Here is a 26,964-nt window from a genome sequence, read left to right as displayed (position 1 = left end):
CCACCCGAACATTATTACGAGGCAACATGGTTGCCGCGGATGAATGCGTTGTCCAGCGTTTTGCGGCGGCGACCTATTTGCAATGCGGTGCAACATATTTGAAATCCGCATTGGCAGAAGTGCGCCTGCCCTCCGTTATAGCAACCCGAACATAGCAAATTCGGGGGGTCACAATCATGAAGCGGGGCAATCGGTCACTCATCGTCGCGGCCATGCTGGTCTCGACCGCCATCGTCGCGACGCCGGTCGCGGCGCAAGCTACGATCAAGGTCAGCGCGCGCTCGTTCGACATTCCGGCACAGCCGCTCGCGAGCGCGATGAGCGTCTTCGCCCGGCAATCGGGCGTGCAGATCCTGTTCCCTTACGATCGGGTGCGAAACATGCGCACGCACACGGTCAGCGGCATCATGACGCCCGAGGTGGCGCTCAACCAGATGATCGAGGGGACCGGCCTCAAGGTCGCGCGCTCGGGCAAGGGTGTCGTGGCGCTCGCCGCGACGGCCGACACCAGCATGGCGAGCGCGATCCGAAAGGCCAGCCTCGACATCGAGGGCGGTCGCGTCGCGGCGCTCGCCCCGGCGCCGGTCGCGGCGCAGACCTCCGCTCCAGCGCCCGAGGCGGCCGACGCCACCATCGACGAGCCTGAGACCGTCATCGTCACCGGCAGTCGCGGTATCCAGCGCAGCGTCGCCAAAAGCCCGACCCCGATCGACGTGATCTCCGCGACCGAACTGGAGAAGACCGGCAAGCCCGGCGTGCTCGCCGCGCTGAACTCGCTGGTGCCCTCGTTCAACGTGCCGACCCGCGCCGGCGGCGGCACCTCCACGGTGATCTCGACCGGCGGCCTTCGGGGGCTCAACCCGGATCAGACGCTGATCCTCGTCAACGGCAAGCGCCGCCACAAGACTTCGCTCATCAACGCGGTGTCGTCGCTGTACAATGGCTCGGTCCCGGCCGACCTCGACATGATCCCGACCTCGGCGGTGGATCATATCGAAGTGCTGCGCGACGGCGCGGCGGCGCAATATGGCTCGGACGCGATCGCCGGCGTCATCAACATCATCCTCAAGCACGGCACCAGCGGCGGTTCGGCCAGCTTCACGGCGGGGCAGAACATGGACCGCTCCGACGGCGAGAATTACCTGGCGCAACTCAGCTATGGCACCAAGCTCGGCGAGGCCGGGTTCGCGGACGTCTTCGTCAACCTGAAGAAGCAGGAAGCCTCGAACCGCGCGGTGCCGATCGCGGGCTGCACGACGCTCGGCGGATCGACCTGCCTCTATTACCGCGCCGGCGACACCGCGATCGATCCGCGCGAGGCGAGCGCGGACCGACTCGTCACCAAGAATTACGGCGCGTTCCCGACCCGGCAGATGAACCTCGGTTATAATGCCGGCTATGATCTGGGCGGGGTGCAGGTGTATTCGTTCGGCACCTATAGCCAGCGCAACTCGCAGCTCGATTTCACCTTCCGCTACCCCAACAACGCGGCCTCGCTGCCCAACGTCTATCCCGACGGCTTCCGCCCGCGGCTCAACATCTCCGAGGAGGATTTCGAGTTCGCGCTGGGGGTGAAGGGCACGCTGTCGGGCTGGAACTGGGACATCAGCAGCACCTATGGCAGTAACCGCGCCGGCCAATATGGCAGCAAGACGCTCAACCCCTCGCTCGGGCCGACCAGCCCGCACGACGTCTATGTCGGCACGCTGAAATCGACCGAATGGGTCAATTCGTTCGATATCACCAAGGGCTATGCGCTGGGCGGCGGCAACCTTCAGGTGTCGGCCGGCTTGCAGCATCGGCTCGAAACCTATGCCGTGATGGCGGGGGAACTCGCCAGTTATCAGGCGGGGACGTACACCTATGTCGTCAACGGGCGCACGATCCGACCGGCACCGGGCGCACAGGCGGCGGCGGGCTTCACCCCGGCCGACGCCGGCAGCAAGAAGCGCAACAACATCGCCGCCTATGTCGATCTCGCCTATGATCCGACGCCGAGCACGACGATCGGCGTGGCGGGCCGGTTCGAGCATTACGACGATGCCTCCGGCGACACCGCGATCGGCAAGGCCAACATTCGGCAGGCGATCACGCCCTGGCTCGCGCTCCGCGGGGCGGTCAGTTCGGGCTTCCGCGCGCCGGCGCTGGCGCAGCAAATCTATGCGTCCACCACCGGCCAATTCCGTAACCTCCCCGATGGCAGCCTGAACCTGTTGCAGATCAAGACGCTGCCGGTCGGTTCGCCCGCCGCGATCGCGCTCGGCGCGACGCCACTCAAGCCCGAGACCTCGACCAACTTCAGCGCTGGGTTCGTGTTGAACCCGATCCGCAACCTCAACATCACGGTCGATGGCTATCAGGTTTCGGTCAAGGACCGCATCGCGATCACTTCGACGCTGACCGGCACGGCGGTATCGAAGATCCTCGTCGCCAACGGGCTGTCGCCCGATATCAGCGCGCAATATTACACCAACGCAATCGACACCCGCACGCGCGGCATCGACGTCGTCGCGACGTACCGGCACAAGGTCGCGGATTTCGCGACGATGTCGTGGAACGTCGGCTACAATTACAACCAGACCGACATCACCCACATCAAGGCCAACCCGTCGCAGCTCGCCGCGCTCGGTTCGAACTTCGTGCTGTTCGATCGGCTGTCGCAAGCGAATCTGACCACCAACCTGCCGCGCACAAAATTGTTCATCGGCAACCTCACCAATCTCGGCAAGTTCACGATCAATACGCGTGTGGTGCGGTACGGGAAGTTCGACGGGATCGCCAATCTGGTGAACGGGGCAAATCCGACCGCGAACGATCGTCACTTCGGCGCCAAATGGATCACCGATCTCGAAGTCGGCTATGATCTGACGCCGAAGATCAATCTCGCGGTCGGCAGCAACAACCTGTTCAACGTGTACCCCGACTATACCACGGCGTCGTTCAACGCGACGCTCGGGTCCAGTCAATATCCCACCACCGGCGGCTACGGCTTCACCGGCGGCTATTATTATGGCCGGATCACGGTCGGCTTCTAAGCACGAGGACGAGACGATGCGGAAAATGCTCTTGAGCCTGGCGTTGGCCGGCGTCGCGCTGGGCGCGGCCTCGGCGCCGCTGCAATCGAAGACGGCCACGCCGGCGTGGGCGGGGGGTGAGATCCTGTGGGACAGCTTTGGCGTGCCGCACATCTACGCCAAGACCGAGGCGGGCACCTTCTACGGCTTCGGCTACGCGCAGGCGCAGAGCCACGGCGATCTGCTGCTTCATATGTATGGCGAATCGCGGGGCCGGGCGGCGGAATATTGGGGCGCCAGCTTCGAAAGCCAGGACAAGTGGATCGTCGCCAACGACGTGCCGAGCCGCTCGATCACCTGGTACAAGGCGCAGACCCCGCAGATGCGCGCCGATCTCGACGCGTTCGCCGCCGGGATCAACGCCTATGCCGCCGCGCATCCCGACAAGATCGACCCGGCGGTGAAGGTCGTCCTGCCGATCACCGGGCTGGATGTCATCCAGCACGCGCACCGGCTGATGAACTATCTCTACATCGCCTCCGACAAGCGCGTCCTCGTCAGCCCCGCCGTCAACGAGGCGGGCGGGTCGAACGCCTGGGCGGTCGCGCCGGCGCGCTCGGCGAGCGGGCATACGATGCTGCTCGCCAACCCGCATCTGCCCTGGGCGCCGAGCCTGCTCACCTATTACGAGGCGCAGATGACCGGCCCGGGGATCAGCATCTACGGCGCCACGCAGGTCGGGCTGCCGGTGCTGCGCTTCGGGTTCAACAACGATCTCGGCTTCACCAACACTGTCAACACGATCTCGGGCTACACGAGCTACATCCTGAAGCTCGCCGATGGCGGCTATACGTTCGACGGCAAGGTGCTGCCGTTCAAGACGGTCGCGAAAAGCTACAAGGTCAAGCAGCCCGACGGCACGCTCAAGACGGTGAGCTTCACCCAGCGCTATACGGTGCAGGGGCCGGTGTTCGATCTGCCCGACGGCAAGACGACGATCGCGCTCAAGGTGGCCGGGCTCGACCGGCCCGGCGTGCTCCAGCAATATCTCGACATGGGCAAGGCGCACACTTGGGCGCAGTTCGAGGCGGCGCTCAAGACGCTGCAAGTGCCGATGTTCAACATCGTCTATGGCGACCGCGCCGGCAACATCCTGTATCTCGACAACGGCATCCTGCCCAAGCACCCCGACGGCGGCGATTTCGCGCACTGGAGCCATCCGGTGCCCGGCGATACCTCGGCGACGCTGTGGAAGGATGTCCATCCGTATGCGGACATGCCCAAGGTGTTCAATCCGGCGGGCGGGTTCGTCCAGAACACCAACGATCCGCCCTGGGTCTCGACCTGGCCGCGCGTGCTCGATCCCAAAAAGTACCCGGCCTATGTCGCCGTCGTCGGACCGATGAGCCAGCGCTCGCAAATGTCGAACCGGCTGCTCGCCGGCACCAACACGATCAGCTTCGACGATTTCGTCGCCAAGAAGGTGACGACCACCGCGCTGATGGCGGACCGGATGCTGCCCGATCTGCTCAAGGCCGCATCGACCAGCGACGATCCCGACATCAAGCAGGCGGTCGCGGTGCTGTCGGCCTGGGACCACCGCGACGAGCCGGACGCGCGCGGCGCGTTGCTGTTCGAGACCTGGGCGCTGATCTTCGCGCCCAACAACTTCACCAGCCAGGCGAATTATGCGGAGAAGTGGACGCTCGACAATCCGCTGGAGACCCCGCGCGGGCTGAAAGACCCCGCCGCCGCCGTGGCGATGCTCAAGCAGGCGGTCGCCAAGACCAAACAGCTCTATGGTGCGATCGATCGACCCTATGGCGACGTTTCGCGCTTCCACATCGGCGACGTCAATTTGCCGGCCAACGGCGGCATGGGCAACACCGGCATCTTCCGCACCATCACCTGGGGGCCGATGAAGAACGGCGAGCGCACGCCCGTCGCCGGTGAAACCTGGGTGTCGATGGTTGAATTCGGCACGCCGATGAAGGCGGTCGGCGTGATGAGCTACGGCAACAGCAGCCAGCCGGGCTCGAAGCACGCCAGCGACCAGTTGAAGTTCCTCGCCAGCAAGACGTTCCGCACGCTGTGGATCAATCGCGCGGACGTGGAGAAGAACCTCGAAGCGACCGATCGTTTCTAATCTCTCAGGACAGGACCCAACCCATGAAGATGCTCTTTGCGCCGTTACTGCTTGCCGCCGCGATCACCTCGCCGGCGTTCGCCGCCGATCACAGCGGCACGTATCATTCGGTCGAGTCGAAAAGCTTCTGGAGCAACGGGGAATTCCCCAAGGGGTTCAGCCTGACGATCGATCTGAAGTTCAGCCCCAACACACTCGAATACCACGCCGTCAACGACACGGTGAAGGGCAAGCCGCCGTACAAGAACGATTTCGTCGCCACGCTCGACGATCAGGTTGGGCCGCTCAACGACAATGCGCGCTTCAACCAGATTCGCATCAAGACGCTTGGGCCGAACACCTACCAGGTGCTCGAGCAGAAGGATGGCGACGTGATCGTCGGGCAATATTGGGAATTTTCGAAAGACGGTAAATCGCTGGTGCGCTGGGGCGTCGGCAAGGCGCCGGATGGCAAGTCCAAGGCGTTCCTGGAATGGTTCGAGAAGGTGAAATGAGACGGCGCTCCCGCCGCACGGCGGCGTCGCTGGCCGGTGCCGCGTTGATGCTGGGCGGCGCCGCGACCGGATCGGCGAAGGCGTCCGACCCGGCGCGGGCGGTGCACGAGGCGCTGATCGTGCTCGACACGCATTTCGACACGCCCGCCAACCTCGGCCGTCCCGGTTGGAGCATCATGGATCGGCACGCCACCGTGACCGATGGCGATCAGGTCGATTACCCGCGCATGGTCGATGGCGGCGTCGATGGCGGGTTCTTCGCGATCTATACGCCGTCCGGCCCGCGCACGCCCGAGGGCGACTGGGCCGCGCGCGATTTCGGCATCCAGCGCGCGGTGCAAATTCGCGAGATGGTGGCGAAGCATAGCGACGTGTTCCGCCTCGCGCTCACCGCCGACGATGCGGCGAAGGCGGTGGCGGCGCACAAGCGCTTCGTGTTCCTGAGCATGGAGAACGGCTATCCGTTCGAGGGCGACCTGACGCTGATGCGCACCTTCCGCGCGCTCGGCGTGACGATGATGAGCCCGGTCCACTTCAAAAACAACGACCTCGCCGACAGCGCGACCGACACCCCCGAGTGGCACGGCCTGTCGCCCAAGGGGAAGCAGTTCATCGCCGAGGCCAATCGGCTCGGCGTCGTCATCGACGTGTCGCATGCCTCGGACGAGGTGTTGCGCCAGGCGGTAGCACTCTCGAAAGCGCCGATCATCCTGTCGCATTCGGGGATGCGCGCGATCCACGACCATCCGCGCAACGTCTCCGACGCGGATGCCAAGCTGGTCGCCGCGAACGGCGGCGTCATCCAGATCAACGCCTATAGCGCCTATATGGTCGCGGCGCCTCCGCCCGATCCGGCGCGCGATGCCGCGATGAAGGCGCTGATGGGCGGCTTCATGCGGATGGACAGCATGAGCGTTGCCGACAAGCGCGCGCTGATGGCGCAGCGCAAGGCGTTCGAGGCGCGCTATCCCGCGCCGCGCGCGACGTTCGAGATGTTCATGGCGCATCTGCTCCATGCGATCCGACTGGTCGGGATCGACCATGTCGGCGTCAGCGGCGATTTCGACGGCGGCGGCGGCATCGACGGCCTCGACGACATCACCGACTATCCCAAGGTGACGGCGGCGTTGCTGGAGGCGGGCTACACCCCGGCGGACGTCGGCAAGGTCTGGGGCGGTAACGCGCTGCGCGTACTGCGTCAGGCGCAGGCGCTCGCCGATCCGGTGGCGGTGCCGAAGATTCCCGTTACCAACTAATCGAAGTGGCATCCGGCATAAGGCGAGGGGAGCACAGGATGGGCAAGGCATGGACACGCGCGCGGATCGGCTGCGCGGCGGCGGCGATCGCGGCGGCTTTCGTCGGCGTGCATGCGATCGCGGCGGCGCCAGCCGATCAGCCGCCGCCCTTTTCCGAGCGGCAGCCCGAGACGTTTCACGTGCCGGGCTCGCTTTCCAACGCCTGGGCGGATTTTGATCGCGACGGCGATCTCGATCTCGCGGTTTCGCTCAAGAGCGGCGAGATCCGGCTGTACCGCAACGATGCCGGCACGCTCGTCGATGTCGGTGCTGCGGTCGGACTGCCGCGCGCGGCACCCAAGCAGGAGGCGCGCGGGCTGAGCTGGGGCGATTACGACGGTGACGGCTACCCCGATCTGCTGGTCGGCTCGTCGGTGCCGACGGGTGCGAGCATGCTGTTCCACAATCTCGCGGGCAAGCGTTTCGTCGATGTCGCGCCCGCCGTCGGGCTGACCATGCCCGGCCGTTCGTCGCGCCAGAACACCTGGATCGACTATGACAATGACGGCGACCTCGATCTCTACGCGACCGACCGGACCGGCGCGAACCGGCTCTATCGCAACGACGGCGGACGGTTCGTCGATGCCTTTCCCGGCGCGGGGCCGACCGACGCGCGCTCGACCGTCGGCGCGTGCTGGCTCGACTATAACAAGGACGGTTATCTCGATCTGTTCCTCGCCAACCAGTCGGGCAAGACCGATGCGCTGTGGCGCAACGACGGCGGCAAGGGCTTCACCGATGTCGCGCCGGCGCTCGGCATGGCGATGTCTGGCCGTACCAAGGACGAAGGCGGCGTCGGCTGCGCGATCGGCGATTTCGACAATGACGGCAATCTCGATATCTTCGTCCCCAATTACGGCCGCAACGTGCTGTGGCACAACAATGGCGACGGCACTTTCACCAACGTCGCCGAGTCGATGGGCGTCGGGGTCGAGAACCATGCGGTCGGCGCGTCATGGGGCGATTACGACAATGACGGCTATATCGACCTGATGGTGATGTCGTATCACGGCGAGCCCGGACAGCAGCAGCCGGCCGACGCCTTGTTCCACAATCTGAAGGGCAAGGGCTTCGTCAACGTGCTCAAACCCGGCGATCTGCTCAGCGCGGGGGACCACGGTGTCGAATGGATCGACTACGATCGCGACGGCGCGCTCGATCTGTCGATCACGCGCGGCTACAGCCCGGTCGGCGGCCATTATCTGTTCCACAACGATCTGCCGCGCGCGGCGGCGCGGCGCAGCCTGAACGTGCTCGTGCTGGGCGCGAATGGCCGATACAATCAGCAGGGCGCCGAAGTGCGGCTCTACGATGCGGCGGGCAAGCTCCTCGGTGCCGCGCAGGTCTCGACCGGCGGTGGCTATGGCGTGCAGAATGAACAGCCGGTGCATTTCGGGCTGGCGAAGCTTGCACCCGTCACTGTCGAAGTTGTGTTTATGAGCCGGAAAGGGCCTACCACGCAGCGTATCGTCGGGGTGGACCCGCGCAAATACTTTCGCGGTGATCTTGTGATTAAGCGCCAGGATTTGTGATAATATTTCAACGACGTGACGCAAGCATGCGAAAATTCTGAAGTCGGACTCGCTGATGAACGAGCGGCAGTTTTGCAGAGTGAGGCAGGAAAGCCGAATGGCGCGTTTTGGTCGTCTGCTGCCGGTGACGAAGATGCAGAAAGGGCCTGTCAGCGGAGCTTAGGCGCCCCGGGAGCGGACTCTTGTTCAAGCACTTTGCGCCCGTCGTCGTAAGTAGGGGCGCAAGGCCGGTCATTGATTTGGACTATCAGATGGTCTATCCTGGCAGTACAGGAGTTAGGATCATGGAAGTTTCTGTGAGTGAAGCGAAGGGGCAACTGACGGACCTCGTTCGTCGCGCGGAGGCAGGCGATGAGATTGTGCTCACACGACACGGTCGTGCCGCCGTGCGATTGGTGCCCGTAGCGCAAAAACGCACCGCGGCCGATCGCCGCGCCCTTCTGGAGGCAGTGCGACACAGCGCCGCGAGCCACGTCACACCAGGGCCGAGCGCTGCCCATAGCCAGGACGAGTTGTACGGTGAAGACGGGCTGCCGCAGTGATTGTAGTCGACACCTCGGCGCTGATGGCAGTCCTGCTGGACGAGCCTGCAGCGGCAGACTGCATGGACGCGCTTTCGACCGCGGAAGCCCTGTCGATGTCGGCGGGGACCGTTGCGGAAGCGCTAATCGTCGCAGACCGCCGCGGGTGCGGCCAAGAGATGCGCCGCCTGCTTGACGGCTTAGGCATCAACATCTCCCCCGTCACTCCCGCGATGGCCCGTCAGGTTGCAGACGCCTATGGTAGATGGGGCAAAGGTATCAACCCAGCCGGCCTCAACTTCGGCGATTGTTTCGCTTACGCACTTGCAAACGAGATGGCGGCGCCACTCCTGTTCGTCGGTGATGATTTCTCAGCGACTGATCTGGCGCGAGCTGCTTGAGGAGCCAATAGGCGACACTCGCGGGCTCTTTCGCCTTACCAACTTCGGCCAGAAGTTCATGTACCGCCAAGCGCCCCGTCAGCGCGGCACGGCGACCGAGGTGGTGAGGCCGACCCACCGCTCCAGCTCACCGCCGAGCATCGCGAACTCGCGTTGCGCGTAGCCCAGGGCATCGGTGCCGAGCAGCAGCACCAAAGGCGGCTCGGGTGCGGCGAGGGCGGTCAGGATCGCGTGCGCGATCAGATCGGGGTCGCTTGGCTCCTCGCCGTAATGGCCCAAGAGCACTTCGCGCGCCAAGTGCGCGGTCTCGGCATAATCGGCGATCGTCGGATCGGCGCCGCACAGTCGCGTCGCGGCGAACTCGGTGCGCATCCCGCCCGGCGCGACGTTCGTAACCTTGATGCCGAGCGGCCCCACCTCCTGCGCCAGCGTGCGGCCGATACAGTCGAGCGCGAATTTGGACGCGCCATAGAGTCCGGTGCCGTGCCAGCACGCCAATCCGCTGATCGAACCGATGTTGACGATATGCCCGGCGCGGCGCGCGCGCAGGTGCGGGAGCGCCGCCTGGATCACCGCGAGCGGCCCCCAGACGTTCACGTCGAACAACGCCTTGGCATCGGCGATGGGGGTCTCCTCGATCGCGCCGGTATAGCCGAGGCCGGCGTTGTTGACGACGATGTCGAGGCCGCCGGTGCGCCGTTCGGCCTCGTTCACGGCCACGGCGATGGCATCGAGATCGGTCACGTCGAGCGGCAGTCCGGTCGCGCGACCGGGCGCGAGCGCTTCGAACGCGGCCAGCGCATCGGCCGAGCGCGCCGTCCCCACGACCGTATCGCCGGTGGCGAGCGCCGCCTTTGCGAGCGCCCTGCCGAGCCCCGTGCTCACGCCCGTGATGAACCAGTTCCGCATACGCGCCGCCCCCTTCTTGTCTGCCCTTGCCGCGTTACCGCGCGCGGGGCCGCCGCATCTTGCCCCGCCACGCCCCAAGGCTTGATCCCGACGTGTATCTCGCCGACCTATCGGCCGCGACGTGGGCGAGACAACAGCATGGGCGTGCAGCGACAAGAACCGCGCCGCATCCCATCATACCTTGCCGCGGCGACGCGATAAGCAGGGGACTAGAGTGTCAAAGACGTATCCACGGCCCGCAACCTTCGGCCTGCCCTCGGACAGCGGCGGGCGGGATCTCGGCATCTTCATGCCGATGGCCAATGGCGGCTGGATTCTGTCCTCCAACGCCCCGCCGCTCGACGGCTCCTATGACTATAATCTCGCGGCGGCGCGGCTCGCCGACGAGATCGGGCTCGATTTCATCATGGCGATGGCGAAATACCGGGGCTACGGCGGCCGGACCGAACATTGGCGCCATACGCTCGATTCGCCGATGATGATGGCGGCGCTCGCGCAGGCGACCAGCCGGGTGAAGGTTTGGGCGACCGTCCACACCCTGCTCCAGAACCCCGCCGTCACCGCGAAGATGATCGCGACGCTCGACCAGATCAGCCACGGCCGCGCCGGGCTGAACGTCGTCACCGGCGCCTATAAGGGCGAGTTCGCGCAGATGGGCGCCTGGCCCGAGGGCGTTGATCATGACGAACGCTATGTGCTCGCGACCGAATGGATTCAGGCGATCAAGGCGCTGTGGAACGAGGATTCGGTCACGCAGCACGGCAAGTATTTCACGCTTGAGGATTGCATGTCCGATCCCAAGCCCAAGACGCCGCCGTTCCTGGTGTGCGCGGGCACGTCAAAGGCCGGCGTGCGTTTCACCGCACAGGAGATGGACGCGCTGTTCCTTTCGGGCGGCGATGTCGCGCAACTCGCCAAGGCCAGCGCCGACGCCAAGGCCGGCGCCGCCGAGCTTGGCGAGACGATCCGCACCTATTCGATGATGACGATCGTGTTCGGCGGGACCGACGCCGCCGCCGCCGCGACTGCCGAGCATTTCCGCGCCGGGCTCGACGAAGAGGCGCTCTACGGCATGATGCGCGCCTATGGCTTCCTCGACGCCGAGATCGGCAAGGAAAATGCGTTCGTCCAGAAAGCGCGCTCGACCTTCATGACGCCGCACGTGATGGGCACTCCCGAGACGGTGATCGCGCGGCTGAGCGAAATCTTCGAGAAGACCTCGCTCGACGGGTTGATGCTGATCTTCCCCGATTACCTCACAGCGCTGCCGATCTTCGGCGAAAAGGTGCTGCCGGTGCTGCGCGAACGCTTCCCGGCGAAGGTGATGGAAGCGGCCGATGCCTGACACCGCCCTGCCGCACGTCACCGACCTGGGCGACATGATCGCGCCCGCGCGCACCGCCCTCATCGTCGTCGATGTTCAGGTCGATTTCGCCTCGAAAGACGGACTGATCGGCCGCTACGGCACCGACATGAGCCCGGCCGAAGACGCGATCGACCGGATCGAGGCGCTGATCGCGGCGGCGCGCCGCGCTGGCGCGACGGTCGGCTTCATGCGGGTGATGACGCGGCCGGAAACCGATTCGAACGCGCTCAAGACATGGATGGCGCGCAAGGGCACGCCCGGCGATGCGGGCATCTGCCGTGTCGGCAGCGGCGGCGAGGCTTATTACCGCGTCCATCCCGAGCCGGGCGATATCGAGGTCGAAAAGCTCGTCTATTCGAGCTTCCACGGCACCGACTTCGAGCAGAAATTGCGCGCGCGTGGGATCGACACGTTGGTGCTGACCGGGCTGACCACCGATTGCTGCGTCGATTCGACCGCGCGTGACGCGTTCCACCGCGATTTCCACACCTTCGTCGTGTCGGACGCCTGTGCCAGTTTCGAGCCGGATGTTCATGCCGGCGCGCTCAAGGCGCTGGCGAGCCACACCTCGCTGCTCGTCACGACCGATGCCGTGGTCGCCGCATGGTCGGCATGAGCGATCCGCACCCCACGCCCGTGGACCTGCTGATCCGCGGCGGGTGGGTCGTGACGATGGATGCCGAGCGTCGCATCTACCGCGACGGCGCGGTCGCGGTGATCGGCGACCGCATCCACGCGGTCGGCCCGAGCGCCGAGGTCGCGGCGGCGGTGTCCCCGCGCGAGACGATCGACGGATCGCGCTTCGTGCTGACGCCGGGCTTCGTCAATTGCCATGTCCATATCACCGGCGAGCCGATCACGCGCGGGGCGGTGCCCGACGATGCCGATTGGGAAGCCAACGTGCTCGGCTGGCTGATCCCGACCTATCAGGCGCAGACCCCGCAGGAGGAGCGGCTGTCGGCGCGTTTCGCCGCGCTGGAGATGCTGCGTACCGGCACGACCTGTTTCATCGAGGCGGGCACGATCCTCGATCTCGACGCGGTCCATGACGGCCTCGCCGAGACCGGCATTCGCGGCCGGATCGGGCGCTGGACGCAGGATCGTGCTTTCGCGCCGCACGAGGACCAGGCCGCGCTCACCCGCGCCGCGATCGCGGGTCTGCACAGCGAGGTCGAGCGCTATCCGTGCCACGGCGATCCCTTGCTCGCCGCCTGGCCCGCGCTGGTCGGCCATTCGCTCGCGACCGACGATCTGTGGCGCGCCGCGACCGCGCTCGCGCATGAATTCGGCGCTGGCGTCACCGCGCATATGAGTCCCGATCCCGCCGATCCCGACTTCTATCTCGCCACCACGGGCAAGCGCCCGATCGCCCACCTCGCCGATATCGGCGCGCTCGGCCCGCATCTCTCGCTGACGCACGCGATCTATCTCGACGCGCACGAGGTCGATTTGCTCGCGCAGACCGGCACGCACGTCACGCATTGCCCGATGACGGCGATGAAGGGCGCCTATGGGGCCAGCCACTCGGGGCTGTTCCCCGAAATGGCGGCGGCCGGCGTGCCGATCCAGCTCGGCACCGACGGCAACAACAACGGCAATTCCGCCGACATGATGCGGGCGATGTTCGTCACCGCCGGGCTGTTCAAGGATTCGCGCCGCGATGGCAGCCTGTTCTCGGCCTATGACGTGCTCGAATGCGCGACGCTCAACGGCGCCGCCGGAGCGCGGATGAGCCACCTGATCGGCTCGCTCGAACCCGGCAAGAAGGCCGATTTCGTCGCGCACGATCGCGACCGGCCGGAATGGATGCCGCTGCTCAATGCCGTCAACCAGCTCGTCTGGTCGGCGGACGGGCGTGGCGTGCATAGCGTTTGGGTCGATGGCAGGCGCGTCGTCGAAAACTATCGCGCGACGCTGATCGACGAAGCCGCACTGCTCGCCGAGGTCGAGGCGATCGCTCCGCTTCTGCTCGCGCGGGCGGGCAAGACCGTTCCAAGCGCATGGCCGGTGCTGTGATGTACCGAAACTTCCTTCTTCGACCCGCTGTGAAAGGCGCCAGGCATGAGTAGCAAGCCGATCAACTACGCCGTTCTGCTGATCCTCAGCCTGCTCTATTTCCTGCTGACCGCAGGCACCTTCAACTCGCTGGGCATGGTGCTGCCGGCGATGGTCAAGGATTTCGGCATGAGCTGGGCGCAAGCCGGGTTCGGCTTCACCTTGCTCGGGGTGGCGTGCGGCCTCCTCAGCCTCGCGCCCGCCTATACCGTCCGCAAGCTCGGCGTGGCGCGGACCATGCTCGCCGGTACGGCGGTGTTGCTGGCCGGGTTCGGGTTGCTGTACCTCGCGACCGGCGTCGCCGCTTATTATCTCGGCACGACGCTACTGGGCGTGGGGTTCTGCTTCTGCGGCACCGTGCCGGCGGTGCATGTGCTCTCCAGCATCTTCAACCGCCGCTCGACCGCGCTGGGCGTGTATTTCACGATCGGCAACCTCGGCGCGGTGTTCGGCCCGCTGCTCTATTACGTGTCGCAATCCGCCGGCCTGTCGTGGCGGCTGTACTGGCTTATGCTCGGGTTGGGGGCGGTGGTGATCGGCGGGCTGTCCGTACTCATCACCAGCCGGCTCGCGATCGCCCGCCCAGCGGCCGAGCAAAGCGCCGAGCCGGCGCCCGCGTCCTCCGGCTGGAAAGTCCGCGATGCGCTCGCAACGCCGCAATTCTGGGTGGTGATCTTCGCCTATACCGCGTGCCTCGCGATCAACACCACGACGCATAGCTTCGCCTATCAGCATCTGCTCGAGCACGGCTTGGCGGCGGATCAGGCGACCCAGTTCATCAGCCTGTCGGCATTGGTCTGCGCGATCGGCTCGGCGCTTGCCGGCGTGATCGGCGAGAAGACCTCGCCGCGCGTGCTGACAATGTTCTCGCTCGGCACGCTCGCGCTTTCGGCGGCGACATTGGCGCTGGCCAACGGCTCAGGCGTGCTGGTCGTCTGGCTGCTGGCGTTCGGCGGGGGCCTCGGCTTCAGCTATGTCAGCACGATCATGCTGCTTCAGGAATATTTCGGCCGTCGCGCCGCGCTGGAGCTGTATTCGATCATGACCGCGGTTTCGACCTCCGCCGCGCTCGGACCGGCCTTGGGCGGCATGGTCCGCGATCAGACCGGCAGTTTCTCGGGCATCTTCTATGCGCTGGCAGGCGTGAGCCTGGTCCTGTTCGCGCTGGTCGCGATGTTGCGCAAGCCGCAGCCGCGCGGCGTAACCGCGCATCTCGCCGGGTTCGGCGCCGCCGAACCGCTGGAGGGCTGAAACGAAAGAGGGCAGCCGGATCGTGCCGGCTGCCCTCCTTTGAGCGACGCGCGATCGCGTACGTTATTCGGGAACCTCGCCCTTGACCTGGATGCGGTAACCCGACCGCACCTGCGGGAAATAGTCCCAGATCGCCATGTGCTGGCTGCAGCGATTGTCCCAGACCGCGATCGCGTGGGGGCGCCAGGTGAAGCGGCACTGGAACATCGGGTTCTGGACATGCTCGTTGAGGAAGGCGAGCAGCGCGTCACTCTCGCGCTCGGACAGGCCTTCGATCCGCGTCGTGTAGCTGCGGTTGACGTAGAGCGCCTTGCGCCCCGTCACCGGGTGCGTGCGCACCACCGGATGCGACGAGCGTGGCAGCGCCATGCCCTCGGGCACGATATCGCCGAACGCCTTTACGCCGTCATGGACCGCGCGCAGCCCGGCGATCCGCGCCTTCATCCCGTCGGACAGCGCATCATAGGCGGCGTACATGCTCGAAAACACCGTGTCGCCGCCGAGCGTGGGCAATGTGTGGAGGTACAGGATCGATCCCATCGGCGGAGCGGGATCGCAGCTCATATCCGAATGCCAGTCCTCGCCGGCGACGAAGGTCGAGTTGGCGTCGGCGTGCATCCGGGTGATCTCGGGATAGCCCGGCACCTGCCACGGCACCGTGCTGGGCGCGACATGCGCCTCGCCGAACACCGCCGCGAGCCGGCGATGCGCGTCGAAATCGATCGGTTGATCGTGGAAGAAGATCACCAGATGCTCGGCGAGGACACGGCGAAGCTCATCGGCGACATCTTCGCCAAACGGCATGGTCAGGTCCACTCCGCCCACCACCGCGCCGATCGTCGGATTGAGCGGTGCCACGCTGATGTGCCGATAGCGCGTGGCGGCGTGCGGGCGTTCGTGCAGGGCAATGTCCATCATCTCATCTCCCACCATCAATGTGTGATCGCCTCGCCGAGCAGCGCCGCCACTTCGGCGCGCTTCGGCATCGATGGCGCGGCGCCGTGCCGGCCGACCGCGATCGACGCGGCGGCGTTGGCCAGACGCAACGCCTGTTCCGGCGCGGTTCCCTGGTCGATGCATGCCGCCACGACGCCGCAGAAGCAGTCGCCCGCGCCGCTGGTGTCGATCACCGTCTCCGCCGGAAACGCCGGTGCGAAGACCGAGCGCTCGGCCCAGACCATCGCCGATCCGATCGCGCCGAGCGTGACGATGACCGCCTGGTCGGGACGGGTGAGCAGGCGGCGGGCGACCAGTACGTCGTCGATACTCGCCGGCTCGCGATCGAGCGCCAGATAGTCGGCGAACTCGGTCTGATTGAAGATCAGCATGTCGGCGAGGCCGAACAGTGCCGCGCCGGCGGGAATCGCCGGCGCGGCGTTGAGGATCTTGCACAACGACGCGGCCGCCGGGTTCGCGAACATCGCCGCGACCGCATCCACGTCGGTCTCCAACTGGACCAGCAGCACCCGGCTGTCGCGATCGAGCGCGGCCAGTCCGGCCTTGGCGCGCGCGTGCGCGTTCGCGGCGGCCTCGACCAAGATCATGTTGTCGCCCGCCGGTTCGATCAGGATCGTCGCGCGTCCGCTGCCGACACCATCGAGCGTCTCGACATTCGCGATATCGACACCCTCGGCCGCCAATGCGGCGCGCAGCATCTCGCCGGCCGCGTCTTTGCCCACCGCGCCCGCCATCCGCGTCGGTGACCCGAAGCGCGCGGCGGCGATCGCCTGGTTCAGTCCCTTGCCGCCGACAGCCTGCGCGCTTTCATCGACCAGCAGGGTCTGCCCCCAGGCCGCCCTTGCCGGCAAGCGCAGGGCGATATCGAGATTGAGAGAGCCGAACACCGTGACGCTCATGCGAAGCCCTTCGAGACAATGGGATCATTCCCGGTCGCCATCCGCGATTCACCGCCGGTGCCGATCACGACAAATTTCAATTCCGTTACCATCAAAACGCCAGACCATCGGCCGCCGCGCCCCAAAAAAGAGTGGCCGCCACCCGAAGGCGGCGGCCATAAGCGACGCGGGAGCAGGCTTCCCGCGGGTCGGTCAGAACCGGTATCCGAGCGAAAAGATCGCCTGGCGCGGCGGGATGTAGGTGTTGGACACCTGGCCGCTGCCATAAGGATCGGTGAAGCGCGAGTTGACGCCCGCCTCGTCGAACAGGTTGGTCACCGTCACCGAGGCGTGGAATCCGCTGTTGGCGAAGTCGTAATTGGCGAACAGGTTGACCTGCGAGTAGTTCGGCGTCTTGTCGGCGACCGGATCGGCGAACACGCGTGAATTGTAGCCGCCACGGTAGATGTATTGCGCGCGTGCGGTGAACTCGCCGGGGCCGACCTCGCCGGTCCAGGATGCCGCCACCGACCCTTGCGCCGTCGGCATCTTGGGCAGCTTGTTGCCGTTGATGTTGACCCGTGCCGCTTCGCGCGCGAGCGTCGCCATGTAGAAGTTCGAGTAGAACCCGCCGACGCCGGCATAGCCAGCGGCGATTTGCGCGTTGCGCGCTTTGGTGGGATCAAGCGCGTAATAATCGCTGGTGAACTCGCTGTGCAGCAGCGACAGCGATCCTTCGAAGCGCAGATGCCGGGTGGGGTGCCAGTCCGCTTCGATCTCGGCGCCGAGCACCTGCGCTTCGGGCGCGTTGCTGACGCCGTTGCCGAAGAGCACCGCATCTTCCTCGAGGAACTGCATATTGTGGTACAGGTAGAAGAAGCCCGATGCGTTGAGCTGAAGTGTGTTGTTGAAGAAGCGGTTCTTTGAACCGATCTCGAATGAATCGAGTTCTTCGGGCTTGAAGGTCGGCTTGGTCCCGTCCTTGAAGCCGAAAATCGTATAGGAGCTGTTGCCGACCGCGGCCGAGCTGTTGATCCCGCCTGGTTTGAAGCCACGTGTATAGCTCGCGTAAACCATGCTCGTGCCGGTGATATCGTAGTTCAGCGCCGCCTTGCCGGTGACGCGATTGGTGCTGGTGCCGACCCCGGGCTTCGGCTGGAGATAAGCGCCGGACGTGTTGCTCGAGGTCGGCCCCGACTGGCTGGCGCTGACGCCGCTATAGGTGTCATGGTTGTAGCGGATGCCCGCCGTGAACGAGAGCCGGTCGGTCAGCTTGTAGGTGCCCTGCGCGTAACCGGCATAGGCCTCCCGCGTGACCGCCGAGAGTTCGGCATATGTGATGGTCTTCACCAACGGGTCGTTATACGCCGCCGAGACGGGCAACGCGGCATTCAGCCCATTCCCTTCATTCGATCGGAACTCGTTGATATAGCTGTTGTTCGTCGAATGCAGATACACGCCGCCGACGATCCAGCGGAGCCGTCCGTCCGTGTTGGAAGCGAGATTGTACTCCTGCGTCCAGCTTTCGGTGTTCTGCGTCCATGTCGCGATGTGATCGTACTTTACCCCCGCACCCGGCGCCTGAGCGTTGGTCAGCGCGTAGAACAGATCGGTGTCGAGACCGTCGCCGTCCCAGGACTGGATGCTGCGCAGCTTCTGATACCCGGTGATCGAGTTGAACACCACCGGCCCCATGTCGAACTTGAGCACGCCGTAATAAAGCTGCGTGCGGATGTATGACTTGCCCGGATAATCCTGCGTCAGCACACGGGGATCGGGTTCTGGATCGAGGATGTTCTTCTGCGCCGGCGCGTTTGCGTCGCCGCGATACTGGATCGTGCTCAGCAGCAGCGAAACGTTATCGGCCGGCTGCCATTTGAGCGACAGTTTGCCGCCGAGATCGTTGGCGTTGTCGAGCTGGTAATCGGGCTGGCCGGCGACCTTGGTCGCCTTGGCGTACCCGTCGTGATTGTAATATTGGATCGCGCCACGGATGGCGATCGTGTCGCCGATCGGCACGTTGAGCGCGCCATCGGTCTTGACGAGGTTGTAATTGCCATAGCCGGCATCGACGTTGCCGGTCCATTTGCCGAGCTCGGGCTGCTTCGACACGATGTTGATCGTGCCGCCGGTCGATCCCTGCCCGTACATCGTGCCCTGTGGTCCGCGCAGCACTTCGACTTGCGCGACGTCGATGAACGCGGCGTTCGCGGCGATCGAGTTGAAGATGTAGACGCCGTCGACATGGACCGAGACGCCCGGTTGGGTTTGCGGATTTTCAGGCGTTTCGGAGCCGATCCCGCGGATCGAAATCTGCCGCTCGCCGCCCCCGCTTTTGGCGACGACAAGCCCCGGCACCGCGCCGTTGAGGCCGGTGATCTCGGTGATGTTGCTCTTGGCGAGCGTGTCCGCCGTCACCGCCGTCACCGACAGATTGGTCTTTTGCAGCGTGACGTTGGTGCGTTCCGCCGTCACGACGATCTCGGGCGGTGCCGCCTCCGACGTATCGGGTTCTGGTGCCACGGCCGCCGGCATCGGAGCCGCCGCCGGAACATCCTCCGCCGCCGCAATCGCGGGGCACGCCGCCGCCATCAGCGCCAGGATGGAGACGCTTGCGGATCCAACAATTCGATATTTCGTGATCACAAAAATCCCCCACTCTCGTGCGCAGCCTTCACGGCCACGCATGCCAGCGCCTTCTCCAGGCCCTCATCCCAGTATCGCGCCCAGCCCGCTGTCCCGCCGGCTTGACCGCTCGCTGCCCGTGGCGACAGCATGCCGCGTCCTTGCGACGAACCACCGGGCAACTGCCTTGTGATTCGCCGGTAAACGTGCATGAGGGCCAAGCTGGGGGCAACGCCGCAAAATTTGATCCCCAGCGCCCGCCACCGCCAAGACTCGGCCAGCCGGCACCGCCATGCACCGTCCCTAGGCGCCGCTTCGCTCGCGACGGATCATGGGGCGTGTGGGGATGCTATCGAGCCGCGCGCGGCAAAACTTGTCGCCAGGCGTAGAAATTCCAGCCAAGGTTCGCTTTTCCGGGGCATCGCGCACCGCAGCCGCAGCTTCGATGCATGTTTGGCGCTGCTGCAATGTCACTGTGCGCGGTGGAACAAGACTGGGTCGGGCTGCCGCTCGATACAGGCTGGCAAATGGAGACCATCATGCGCGTTGCCGACATCCCTGACCCCGTCCACACCGAAGCAGCCTGGCGTGGTGACCGGCTTATGACAGGCGAGGACTGGGTCTACACGCTCGATGACCGGCAAGTCGCCGAACTCGAGGCGCTCGGCACGCGCTTCCTCGCCGACGATCCCGATCTGCGTTTCGTGCAGGCGGCCGACTATCCGCTCGATGCGGCCGCGGACGCGGTGCGGTCATGGCGGCGCGATGTCGATTTCGGGCGTGGCTTCGTGCTGGTGCGCGGGCTGAAGTCGCACCTCTATTCGGACGCGCTCTCCGCCGCGATCTATTATGTGCTCGGCCTCCACATGGGCGATCCGATCCGGCAGAACGAAATGGGCGATCTGCTCGACCATGTCTATGCCACCTCCGACAAGACGATGGACGACCCGACCGCGCTGTCTTCCAAGGTGCGCGACAAATTGGTGTATCATTCCGACAGTTCGGACATCGTCGCGCTGATGTGCCTGCGCGGGGCCAAGCAGGGCGGCCTGTCTTGCCTCGTGTCGGGCGCGGAAATCTACAACGAGATCCTGCGTCGGCGGCCGGATCTCGCCGGGCTGTTGCTCGAGCCGTTCCACTGGGACTGGCGCCGGCAGGACCATAACGCGCCCGCCGACACCTACACGTCGCCGGTAGTGAGTGTCGAGGAAGGCGTATTCAGCATGTACGCGGGGTCACTCTACATCCTCACCGCGCAGGAGTATCCCGGCGTTCCCAAGCTGAGCGACGACCAGATCGAGGTGCTGCGGCTGTTCGATGAAATCACCTACGAACCCGGCATGGCGATCGAGATGGATTTCCGCCCCGGCGATATCCAATGGCTCTCCAACTATGCGGCGCTGCACGCGCGCACCGCGTTCGACGACTGGCCCGAGCCGCAGCGCAAGCGGCATCTGCTGAGGCTGTGGCTGTCGAGCCATACCGACCGCCCAGTCGTCCCCGGCTTCGGCAAGAACGGCGTGGTCCAGCACCGTGCCCAGAGCCGCGACGGCGCTTCGGAGCATCCCGACGCCCGCTTCTCGATCCGCGAGATGTCCGTGCCGAGGTTGATCTCATAATTTGTCTCGAGGCCAAGCGGACAGGGGTGTCCTGCCGTGAACCGCGCCGGGTTTGCCGGAGGCCCAACGCCTCACATTCGGCTTCACCGGAAAGACCGTTCGATTCGGCTTGGCTGTAGGATTTGCTTCCATTCACCTGACACTCGGCGGGTTCCGGTACGTCCTCGAAAACGAACGTGTTGATTGCGTAGAACCACATGACAGCGACGTGTGTTGATCTGGGCTCCGACCCCGCTGGTGAGTTCAGAGTCCGCGTCGAGCAAGAGCGAAGAAACAACGAGTTTCGATTGATGCAGATGTGAGCCCACGGTGGGGCGTAGCTAGTCGCCGACCTTGCGCCCCTCGGGCTTGGCCGCAGGGACAGAGGTGGGATTGTGATAGGCGTCCGCGATCATGGTCGCGGCATGTCCGACGAGTTGATGGCGATGGTGACCCCTACGAGAATCGAACTCGTGCTTACGCCGTGAGAGGGCGTCGTCCTAACCGCTAGACGAAGGGGCCGTATGCGTTGGAGGCGCGGCTTTACGGTGCGCGCCGCCAACGGTCAAGATGGATTGTCGCGGTTACGCCGCTGCGCGGCGGCGTTCGGACATTTCGGCGTTGAGCATCTCGGCGAGCAGGAATGCGAGCTCCAGGCTTTGCCCCGCGTTGAGGCGCGGGTCGCAATGCGTGTGGTAGCGATCGGCGAGCGACTGTTCGGTCACGTCGACCGCGCCGCCGGTGCATTCGGTCACGTTCTGTCCGGTCATCTCGGCGTGGATGCCGCCCGCGATCGAGCCTTCGGCGCGGTGGACCGCGAAGAAGCCGCGCACTTCGGCGAGGATGCGGTCGAACGGCCGCGTCTTATAGCCGTTGGCGGCCTTGACGACGTTGCCGTGCATCGGGTCGCAGCTCCACACCACCGGATGGCCTTCGCGCATCACCGCGCGCACCAGCTTGGGCAGGCCCTTTTCGATCGTATCGTGGCCATAGCGGGTGATGAGCGTCATCCGGCCCGGCACGCGCCCCGGATTGAGCGTGTCGAGCAGCCGCAGCAGCGCGTCGGGCTCAAGGCTCGGGCCGCACTTCATGCCGATCGGATTGCCGATGCCGCGCAGATATTCGACGTGCGCGCTGCCTTCGAAGCGCGTGCGGTCGCCGATCCACAGCATATGCGCCGACGTGTCGTACCAGTCGCCGGTCAGCGAATCCTGCCGGGTCAGCGCCTGTTCGTAGCGCAGCAGCAGCGCTTCATGGCTGGTGTAGAAATTGGTCTGCGCGAGCTGCGGCACCGTCTCGGGGTTGATCCCGCACGCTTCCATGAAGTCGAGCGCCTCGCCGATCCGGTCGGCGACGTCGGCATATTTCTGCGACCACGGGCTGCGGCCCATGAAGTCGTGCGTCCAGCGGTGAACCTGGTGGAGATTGGCATAGCCGCCACCCGCGAACGCACGCAGCAGGTTGAGCGTCGCCGCCGACTGGCTGTAGGCGCGCACCATCCGCTGCGGATCGGGAATGCGGCTTTCCGGCGTGAACGCGATGTCGTTGACGATATCGCCGCGATAGCTCGGCAGCTCGACACCGCCGACCGTCTCCATGTCGGCCGAGCGCGGCTTGGCGAACTGGCCCGCCATGCGGCCGACCTTCACCACCGGCAGCTTGGACGCATAGGTGAGCACCACCGCCATCTGGAGGATGACGCGGAAGGTGTCGCGGATGTTGTTGGCGCTATGCTCGGCGAACGATTCGGCGCAGTCCCCGCCTTGCAGCAGGAACGCCTTGCCCTCGGCGACCTTGGCGAGATCGGCGGTGAGATTGCGCGCCTCGCCCGCGAAGACGAGCGGCGGGAAGCTGGCGAGCGTGTCGGTCGCCGCGTCGAGCGCGGCGGCATCGGGATAGGTCGGCATCTGCCGGGCCTCGGCGCGCGTCCAGCTATCGGGCGACCAGGTGCTCATGTCGTTCTCCGTTCGAATTTGGACGTACCAGTCGGCGTGCGTGGCGATGCCGTTCGCGGCGATCTGGTTGACGATCTGACTGCCGGCGCGTTTGCCGTCTTCCTCCCAGCCCTGCACCGTGCTGCCGGGCGCGCCATACCACGCGCCGAACGCGGCCCGACTGAGGGTGCGTTCCTCTCGGAAGCGCTTGATCTTGATGCCTGCGAGTGTCGTCATGGGAGGCGGCCATTACCCGAATAGGGTAAGCGGTACAAGGGCGTTTACGCGGATAGGGTAAATTGGTTCGCGCAGAGGCGCAGAGGACGCAGAGAAGGAGATGCGGCCTTCGGCCGCTTTGATTTTCTTCTCCGCTCCATCGCGCGATTTCCGACCTCTCTGCGTCCTCTGCGCCTCTGCGCGAACCTAATCGATGATCGGCTTCCAGTCCCACCCCAGCGGATCGCCATCCATCACCTCGACGCCAGCGGCGGCGAGTTCGTCGCGCAGCGCATCGGAGCGGGGGAAGTCCTTGGCGACTCGCGCGGCTTTGCGCTCGACGAGGCGGTCCTCGATTTCGGCGGGGATGATGGTCGCGCCCGCTGGCATCACGCGCAGGTCGGCGCGCGCCAGCGTCAGCAGCGGCAGGCCGAGCACATCGACGAACGCGCCCAACGCCGCAAGCCGCGTGGCGGGCGACAGCTTCTTGTCGGCGAGCAGTTCATCGAGCACCGGCAGCGCGCGCGGCGTGCCCAGATCGTCGGACACCGCTTCGTCGAGCCGCGCGAGATACGGCGCGGCGTCGCCCTTCTCGGTGCCGTCGTCACGCGCGCGCAGCGCCTCAACCGCCATCACCAGCCGCTTCAACCGGGTGAACGCCGCCGCCAGATTCTCCCATGAGAATTCAAGTTCGCTGCGGTAATGCGCGGACAGGCACATCAGCCGATAGGCGAGGGGGTGGAAGCCGCGATCGACCAGCGTCTGCAACGTCGTGAAATCGCCCGACGATTTCGACATCTTGCCTGCGCGCTCGACGAGGAAATTGTTGTGCATCCACACCCTCGCGCCGGTGTCGGCGCAGTCGCAATGCGCCTGGTTCTGTGCGATCTCGTTGGGGTGGTGGATCTCGCGGTGGTCGATTCCGCCGGTGTGGATGTCGAACCCGTCCCCCAGATATTTCCGGCTCATCACCGAACATTCGAGGTGCCAGCCCGGCGCGCCGCGGCCCCAGGGCGAATCCCATTCCATCTGCCGGTTCTCGCCGGGTGCCGAGGTGCGCCAGATCGCGAAATCCTGCGGGTTGCGCTTGCCCGCGACCGGGTCGATCCGGCCTTCACGCGCATCGTCCGCCACGCGCGCGAGCCGGCCGTAATCGGGCACGGTCGACACGTCGAAATACAGGCCGCTTTCCAGCCGGTAGCAATGTTTGGGCGCGATCTTCTCGCCGAACGCGATCATCTCGGCGATATGATCGGTCGCGAGCGGGAATTTGGCCGGCTCGCGGATGTTGAGGTCACGCAGGTTCTGTTTGAACGCCGCGGTATAATGCGCGGCGATGTCCCAGATGCTCATCGCGCGGGCGCGTGCTGCGGCTTCCATCTTGTCGTCGCCGGCGTCCGCGTCGGAGGTGAGGTGGCCGACATCGGTGATGTTGATGATATGGGTGAGGGGGCCCCATCCTGACTCTTTGGCCTTCCACGTCAGCACCCGGCTCAGCGTGTCGGTGAAGACATAGGCGCGCAAGTTGCCGATGTGGGCGTAATTGTAGACGGTCGGCCCGCACGAATAGACGCGCACGTTGGCCGGGTCGATCGGCACGAACGTCTCGGTCGCGCGGGTGAGGCTGTTGTAGAGGGTGAGGGGGCTGCCGGTCATCGCTCACGCCTTAGCCGCGCGCGCCGTGGCGGGCAAATCAGCCGGCGCGCGTGGCGAGGCCGCGCAGCGTATCGAGCGTATCGCGGATCGAATCCGGCCGGCCCGGCGTAGGAGCGGTGCCGCGCTGCGCGACGCTGCGTTCGAGCCGGTCGAGCAGCGCGCGGATCGAGGCGGGCGATTCGGCCTCGGCGCGGCGCACCGGCGGGGCGGATCGCATCGAGACGGCGATCAGGCCGAGCACGTCGGCGGTGTCGCGCCGGATCGGGATCGGCGCGGTGTCACGCTGTTCGCGGATGGGTTCAGGGATTTCGACCGGACCGGGCACGGTGCGCGCGGCGAACGAGACCGGATCGAACAGCGCCAGCGGCACGTCGAGATTGGCAGGCAGCGGCCGCGCGCGTGCCGCGCCCATCGGCACCGCGGCGGGCGCCTCGGCGCGGACATCGAGGAAGGGCGTGCCGAGATCGCGGTTGGCGAATACCGGCTGGCGCGGCGGCGCGTCGGGATGCGCGTCCGCACGGCGCTGGGGCGGCACCGCATCGCCGTTCGCGATCGACCCGTTGAGGATCACCAGCCGCGTGCCGAACGCGACGAACAGCGCGATCCACGCCAACAGCGCGCCCGCGCCGCCGCCCGAGAGCGCCAGCACCGCGCGCGCGGTGAGCCCGAGCGGCGGCCGCGCCGCGTCGAGCAGGGTGGCGACGCCACTGTCGACGACGAGCGATTCGAGCGCGTCCGTCGGCATCAGGAGGAACAGCAAGGCGATGAACGCGCCCGTCACGCCCGCGCCGAGCGGCGCGATGGGCAGGATCAGACGCTGACGGGGGGACGCGACCATGGGCGGGGTGATGCCACCGCACTGGTAAGTTTTTGGTAAACAGGTTCGTAACGACCGACGTTGACCGCCCAGTTGCGCTCGGCCTCGACGAAGGCGCGGCCGCGGTCGCGGCGCTCCTCCCAGCCGTCGCGGTCGCCGAGCAGACCGGCGAGCGCGGCGGCGATCCCGGCGGGATCGCCGGGCGGGAACAAGGTGCCGGTGATCCCATCGCGGATCAGCTCGCGGTGCCCGCCGACATCCGACGCGGCGACCAGCCGGCGCTGCGCCATCGCCTCCAGTGGCTTGAGCGGCGTGACGAGGTCGGTCAGCCGCATCCGTTTGCGCGGATATGCGAGGATGTCGACGAGGCTGTAATAGCGGTCGATTTCATCATGCGGCACGCGGCCGACGAAATGGATATGGCTCGCCATCGGAGAGGCCGCCGCCTGCGCGCGCAGCGCCGCTTCCATCGGCCCGCCGCCGACCAGCAGCAGCCGCGCGGTCGGGCGCGCCGCGACGAGGGCGGGCATCGCCGCGATCAGATCGTCGATGCCTTCGTAATCATAGAAGCTGCCGATGAAGCCGATCACCTCGGCCCCCGTGACGCCGATCCGCCGCGCAAGCGCATCGTCATAGGCGAGCGGGGTGCCAAACAGCGCGAGATCGACCCCGTTGGGCGAAACAAGGATCTTGTCCGGCGCGATGCCGCGCGCGATGAGGTCGCCGCGCAGGCCCTCGCAGATCACCGACACGGCATCGGCGCGGCGCACCGCCCAGGTCTCGAGCATCTTCGTCGCCCGGTAGCGCGCCGATCCCTCGCGCCCGGTGCCATTGCCGACCGCCGCGTCCTCCCAGAAGGCGCGAATCTCATAGACCAGCGGCAGCCGCGTCGCCCGCGCGACGCGGAGCGCGGCCAGCGCGCCGAGCACCGGCGAATGCGCGTGGAGGATGTCCGGGCGGAACGTCTCCGCCACCTCGGCGACGCGGCGCGACAGCGCCCGGATTTCGCGCAGCTCGCCCAGCACCGGCGGCGAGGCGCCGATCGGCGCGGTACGGTGGAAGTCGATGCCGTCGACCGTCTCGGCCGCCGCCGCCGATGCGCCCTGGCGCGTGCCCGTGACGGCGGCGACCTGCCAGCCGCGTGCCTGCTGCGCCCTCAGGATCGCGCGGGTGCGGAAGGTATAGCCGCTCTGCAACGGCAAACCGTGGTCGAGAACGTGGAGGATTTTCATCACCGCCACCCTCGCACGCCAGTGCTTAACGGAGCCTCAACTCGCGGCGCGTATTCGCGGTGCCGGC

General features: G+C 65.9%; 20 protein-coding genes and 1 tRNA gene. 12 read left to right on the top strand and 9 right to left on the bottom strand.

Going from position 1 to position 26,964, the window contains the following annotated elements; translation table 11 throughout:
- Positions 1 to 176 precede the first annotated feature (176 nt).
- The 7 genes from PX554_RS04915 (at position 177) to PX554_RS04885 (ending at position 9,403) form a co-directional block, all read left to right on the top strand.
- Positions 177 to 3,035 (top strand): TonB-dependent receptor plug domain-containing protein, encoded by a 2,859-nt coding sequence (locus PX554_RS04915; RefSeq protein WP_275499456.1) that lies wholly within the window; start codon positions 177 to 179, stop codon positions 3,033 to 3,035.
- A 16-nt stretch (positions 3,036 to 3,051) separates the two neighbouring features.
- On the top strand, positions 3,052 to 5,160 hold the full coding sequence (locus PX554_RS04910; RefSeq protein WP_275499454.1) for a penicillin acylase family protein: 2,109 nt from the start codon (positions 3,052 to 3,054) through the stop codon (positions 5,158 to 5,160).
- Between the two features lie 23 nt (positions 5,161 to 5,183).
- On the top strand, positions 5,184 to 5,654 hold the full coding sequence (locus tag PX554_RS04905; protein WP_093221034.1) for a hypothetical protein: 471 nt from the start codon (positions 5,184 to 5,186) through the stop codon (positions 5,652 to 5,654).
- A complete protein-coding gene (locus tag PX554_RS04900) occupies positions 5,651 to 6,910 on the top strand; it encodes a dipeptidase (RefSeq protein WP_275499451.1) in 1,260 nt (419 codons plus the stop codon). The genes PX554_RS04905 and PX554_RS04900 overlap by 4 nt, the downstream gene beginning before the upstream one ends.
- Positions 6,911 to 6,948: 38 nt before the next feature.
- The gene (locus tag PX554_RS04895; RefSeq protein ID WP_275499450.1) at positions 6,949 to 8,481 is read left to right on the top strand and encodes a CRTAC1 family protein; all 1,533 of its coding nucleotides are present in this window, start codon (positions 6,949 to 6,951) and stop codon (positions 8,479 to 8,481) included.
- 284 nt (positions 8,482 to 8,765) lie between these two features.
- Positions 8,766 to 9,023: a type II toxin-antitoxin system Phd/YefM family antitoxin gene (locus PX554_RS04890; protein WP_093221829.1), complete on the top strand. Its 258-nt coding sequence runs from the start codon at positions 8,766 to 8,768 to the stop codon at positions 9,021 to 9,023.
- On the top strand, positions 9,020 to 9,403 hold the full coding sequence (locus PX554_RS04885) for a type II toxin-antitoxin system VapC family toxin (RefSeq protein WP_093221026.1): 384 nt from the start codon (positions 9,020 to 9,022) through the stop codon (positions 9,401 to 9,403). The genes PX554_RS04890 and PX554_RS04885 overlap by 4 nt, the downstream gene beginning before the upstream one ends.
- A 78-nt stretch (positions 9,404 to 9,481) precedes the next feature.
- Here PX554_RS04885 and PX554_RS04880 read toward each other — a convergent pair whose 3' ends face one another.
- Complete coding sequence (locus tag PX554_RS04880) at positions 9,482 to 10,312, bottom strand: oxidoreductase (RefSeq protein WP_275499445.1); 831 nt, start codon at positions 10,310 to 10,312, stop codon at positions 9,482 to 9,484.
- Between the two features lie 214 nt (positions 10,313 to 10,526).
- Here PX554_RS04880 and PX554_RS04875 point away from each other — a divergent pair, with 214 nt between their 5' ends.
- From PX554_RS04875 to PX554_RS04860, 4 genes are read left to right on the top strand one after another with little or no spacing between them, the layout of a single operon-like run.
- Positions 10,527 to 11,657 (top strand): LLM class flavin-dependent oxidoreductase, encoded by a 1,131-nt coding sequence (locus PX554_RS04875; RefSeq protein ID WP_275499443.1) that lies wholly within the window; start codon positions 10,527 to 10,529, stop codon positions 11,655 to 11,657.
- Positions 11,650 to 12,294 carry a cysteine hydrolase family protein gene (locus PX554_RS04870; protein WP_275499441.1) on the top strand — a complete coding sequence of 215 codons (645 nt, stop codon included), beginning with the start codon at positions 11,650 to 11,652 and terminating at the stop codon, positions 12,292 to 12,294. Before PX554_RS04875 ends, PX554_RS04870 begins: the two co-directional genes overlap by 8 nt.
- A complete protein-coding gene (locus tag PX554_RS04865; protein ID WP_275499439.1) occupies positions 12,291 to 13,694 on the top strand; it encodes an amidohydrolase family protein in 1,404 nt (467 codons plus the stop codon). The genes PX554_RS04870 and PX554_RS04865 overlap by 4 nt, the downstream gene beginning before the upstream one ends.
- A 45-nt stretch (positions 13,695 to 13,739) precedes the next feature.
- Positions 13,740 to 14,984 (top strand): MFS transporter, encoded by a 1,245-nt coding sequence (locus PX554_RS04860; protein WP_275499438.1) that lies wholly within the window; start codon positions 13,740 to 13,742, stop codon positions 14,982 to 14,984.
- A 63-nt stretch (positions 14,985 to 15,047) separates the two neighbouring features.
- On the opposite strand, the gene PX554_RS04855 is transcribed toward PX554_RS04860, so the two are convergent.
- The 3 genes from PX554_RS04855 to PX554_RS04845 all read right to left on the bottom strand — a co-directional run bounded on the left by PX554_RS04855 (position 15,048) and on the right by PX554_RS04845 (position 19,354).
- A complete protein-coding gene (locus PX554_RS04855) occupies positions 15,048 to 15,902 on the bottom strand; it encodes a TauD/TfdA dioxygenase family protein (protein WP_338061567.1) in 855 nt (284 codons plus the stop codon).
- Between the two features lie 14 nt (positions 15,903 to 15,916).
- Positions 15,917 to 16,840: a ribokinase gene (locus PX554_RS04850; RefSeq protein ID WP_275499436.1), complete on the bottom strand. Its 924-nt coding sequence runs from the start codon at positions 16,838 to 16,840 to the stop codon at positions 15,917 to 15,919.
- Between the two features lie 192 nt (positions 16,841 to 17,032).
- The gene (locus PX554_RS04845; protein ID WP_275499434.1) at positions 17,033 to 19,354 is read right to left on the bottom strand and encodes a TonB-dependent receptor; all 2,322 of its coding nucleotides are present in this window, start codon (positions 19,352 to 19,354) and stop codon (positions 17,033 to 17,035) included.
- A gap of 629 nt (positions 19,355 to 19,983) precedes the next feature.
- On the opposite strand from PX554_RS04845, the gene PX554_RS04840 reads away from it, so the two are divergent.
- Positions 19,984 to 21,063, top strand: coding sequence for a TauD/TfdA family dioxygenase (locus PX554_RS04840; RefSeq protein WP_093221820.1), 1,080 nt, complete (start codon positions 19,984 to 19,986; stop codon positions 21,061 to 21,063).
- Positions 21,064 to 21,489: 426 nt separating this feature from the next.
- Here PX554_RS04840 and PX554_RS04835 read toward each other — a convergent pair.
- From PX554_RS04835 to PX554_RS04815, 5 genes are all read right to left on the bottom strand, one after another.
- Positions 21,490 to 21,564: transfer RNA gene (locus PX554_RS04835), tRNA-Glu, on the bottom strand.
- A 62-nt stretch (positions 21,565 to 21,626) separates the two neighbouring features.
- Complete coding sequence (locus tag PX554_RS04830) at positions 21,627 to 23,213, bottom strand: class II 3-deoxy-7-phosphoheptulonate synthase (RefSeq protein WP_275499432.1); 1,587 nt, start codon at positions 23,211 to 23,213, stop codon at positions 21,627 to 21,629.
- Positions 23,214 to 23,399: 186 nt separating this feature from the next.
- Positions 23,400 to 24,848 (bottom strand): cysteine--tRNA ligase, encoded by a 1,449-nt coding sequence (cysS, locus tag PX554_RS04825; RefSeq protein ID WP_275499431.1) that lies wholly within the window; start codon positions 24,846 to 24,848, stop codon positions 23,400 to 23,402.
- 37 nt (positions 24,849 to 24,885) lie between these two features.
- Complete coding sequence (locus PX554_RS04820) at positions 24,886 to 25,686, bottom strand: hypothetical protein (RefSeq protein ID WP_275499429.1); 801 nt, start codon at positions 25,684 to 25,686, stop codon at positions 24,886 to 24,888.
- Complete coding sequence (locus PX554_RS04815) at positions 25,659 to 26,897, bottom strand: TIGR04063 family PEP-CTERM/XrtA system glycosyltransferase (RefSeq protein WP_275499428.1); 1,239 nt, start codon at positions 26,895 to 26,897, stop codon at positions 25,659 to 25,661. The genes PX554_RS04820 and PX554_RS04815 overlap by 28 nt, the downstream gene beginning before the upstream one ends.
- Positions 26,898 to 26,964 lie beyond the last annotated feature (67 nt).

It is taken from the genome of Sphingomonas pollutisoli, assembly GCF_029167165.1.
GTDB classification, from domain to species: Bacteria; Pseudomonadota; Alphaproteobacteria; order Sphingomonadales; family Sphingomonadaceae; genus Sphingomonas; species Sphingomonas pollutisoli.
This window is presented reverse-complemented; position numbering and strand designations above follow the sequence as displayed.

Bases quoted from the DNA above. Each gene is read 5' to 3' on its own strand.
- PX554_RS04915 (WP_275499456.1), top strand. From the start codon at position 177: ATGAAGCGGGGCAATCGGTCACTCATCGTCGCGGCCATGCTGGTCTCG.
- PX554_RS04910 (WP_275499454.1), top strand. From the start codon at position 3,052: ATGCGGAAAATGCTCTTGAGCCTGGCGTTGGCCGGCGTCGCGCTGGGC.
- PX554_RS04905 (WP_093221034.1), top strand. From the start codon at position 5,184: ATGAAGATGCTCTTTGCGCCGTTACTGCTTGCCGCCGCGATCACCTCG.
- PX554_RS04900 (WP_275499451.1), top strand. From the start codon at position 5,651: ATGAGACGGCGCTCCCGCCGCACGGCGGCGTCGCTGGCCGGTGCCGCG.
- PX554_RS04895 (WP_275499450.1), top strand. From the start codon at position 6,949: ATGGGCAAGGCATGGACACGCGCGCGGATCGGCTGCGCGGCGGCGGCG.
- PX554_RS04890 (WP_093221829.1), top strand. From the start codon at position 8,766: ATGGAAGTTTCTGTGAGTGAAGCGAAGGGGCAACTGACGGACCTCGTT.
- PX554_RS04880 (WP_275499445.1), bottom strand. From the start codon at position 10,312: ATGCGGAACTGGTTCATCACGGGCGTGAGCACGGGGCTCGGCAGGGCG.
- PX554_RS04870 (WP_275499441.1), top strand. From the start codon at position 11,650: ATGCCTGACACCGCCCTGCCGCACGTCACCGACCTGGGCGACATGATC.
- PX554_RS04865 (WP_275499439.1), top strand. From the start codon at position 12,291: ATGAGCGATCCGCACCCCACGCCCGTGGACCTGCTGATCCGCGGCGGG.
- PX554_RS04860 (WP_275499438.1), top strand. From the start codon at position 13,740: ATGAGTAGCAAGCCGATCAACTACGCCGTTCTGCTGATCCTCAGCCTG.
- PX554_RS04855 (WP_338061567.1), bottom strand. From the start codon at position 15,902: ATGATGGACATTGCCCTGCACGAACGCCCGCACGCCGCCACGCGCTAT.
- PX554_RS04850 (WP_275499436.1), bottom strand. From the start codon at position 16,840: ATGAGCGTCACGGTGTTCGGCTCTCTCAATCTCGATATCGCCCTGCGC.
- PX554_RS04845 (WP_275499434.1), bottom strand. From the start codon at position 19,354: ATGCCGGCGGCCGTGGCACCAGAACCCGATACGTCGGAGGCGGCACCG.
- PX554_RS04840 (WP_093221820.1), top strand. From the start codon at position 19,984: ATGCGCGTTGCCGACATCCCTGACCCCGTCCACACCGAAGCAGCCTGG.
- PX554_RS04830 (WP_275499432.1), bottom strand. From the start codon at position 23,213: ATGACGACACTCGCAGGCATCAAGATCAAGCGCTTCCGAGAGGAACGC.
- cysS (WP_275499431.1), bottom strand. From the start codon at position 24,848: ATGACCGGCAGCCCCCTCACCCTCTACAACAGCCTCACCCGCGCGACC.
- PX554_RS04820 (WP_275499429.1), bottom strand. From the start codon at position 25,686: ATGGTCGCGTCCCCCCGTCAGCGTCTGATCCTGCCCATCGCGCCGCTC.
- PX554_RS04815 (WP_275499428.1), bottom strand. From the start codon at position 26,897: ATGAAAATCCTCCACGTTCTCGACCACGGTTTGCCGTTGCAGAGCGGC.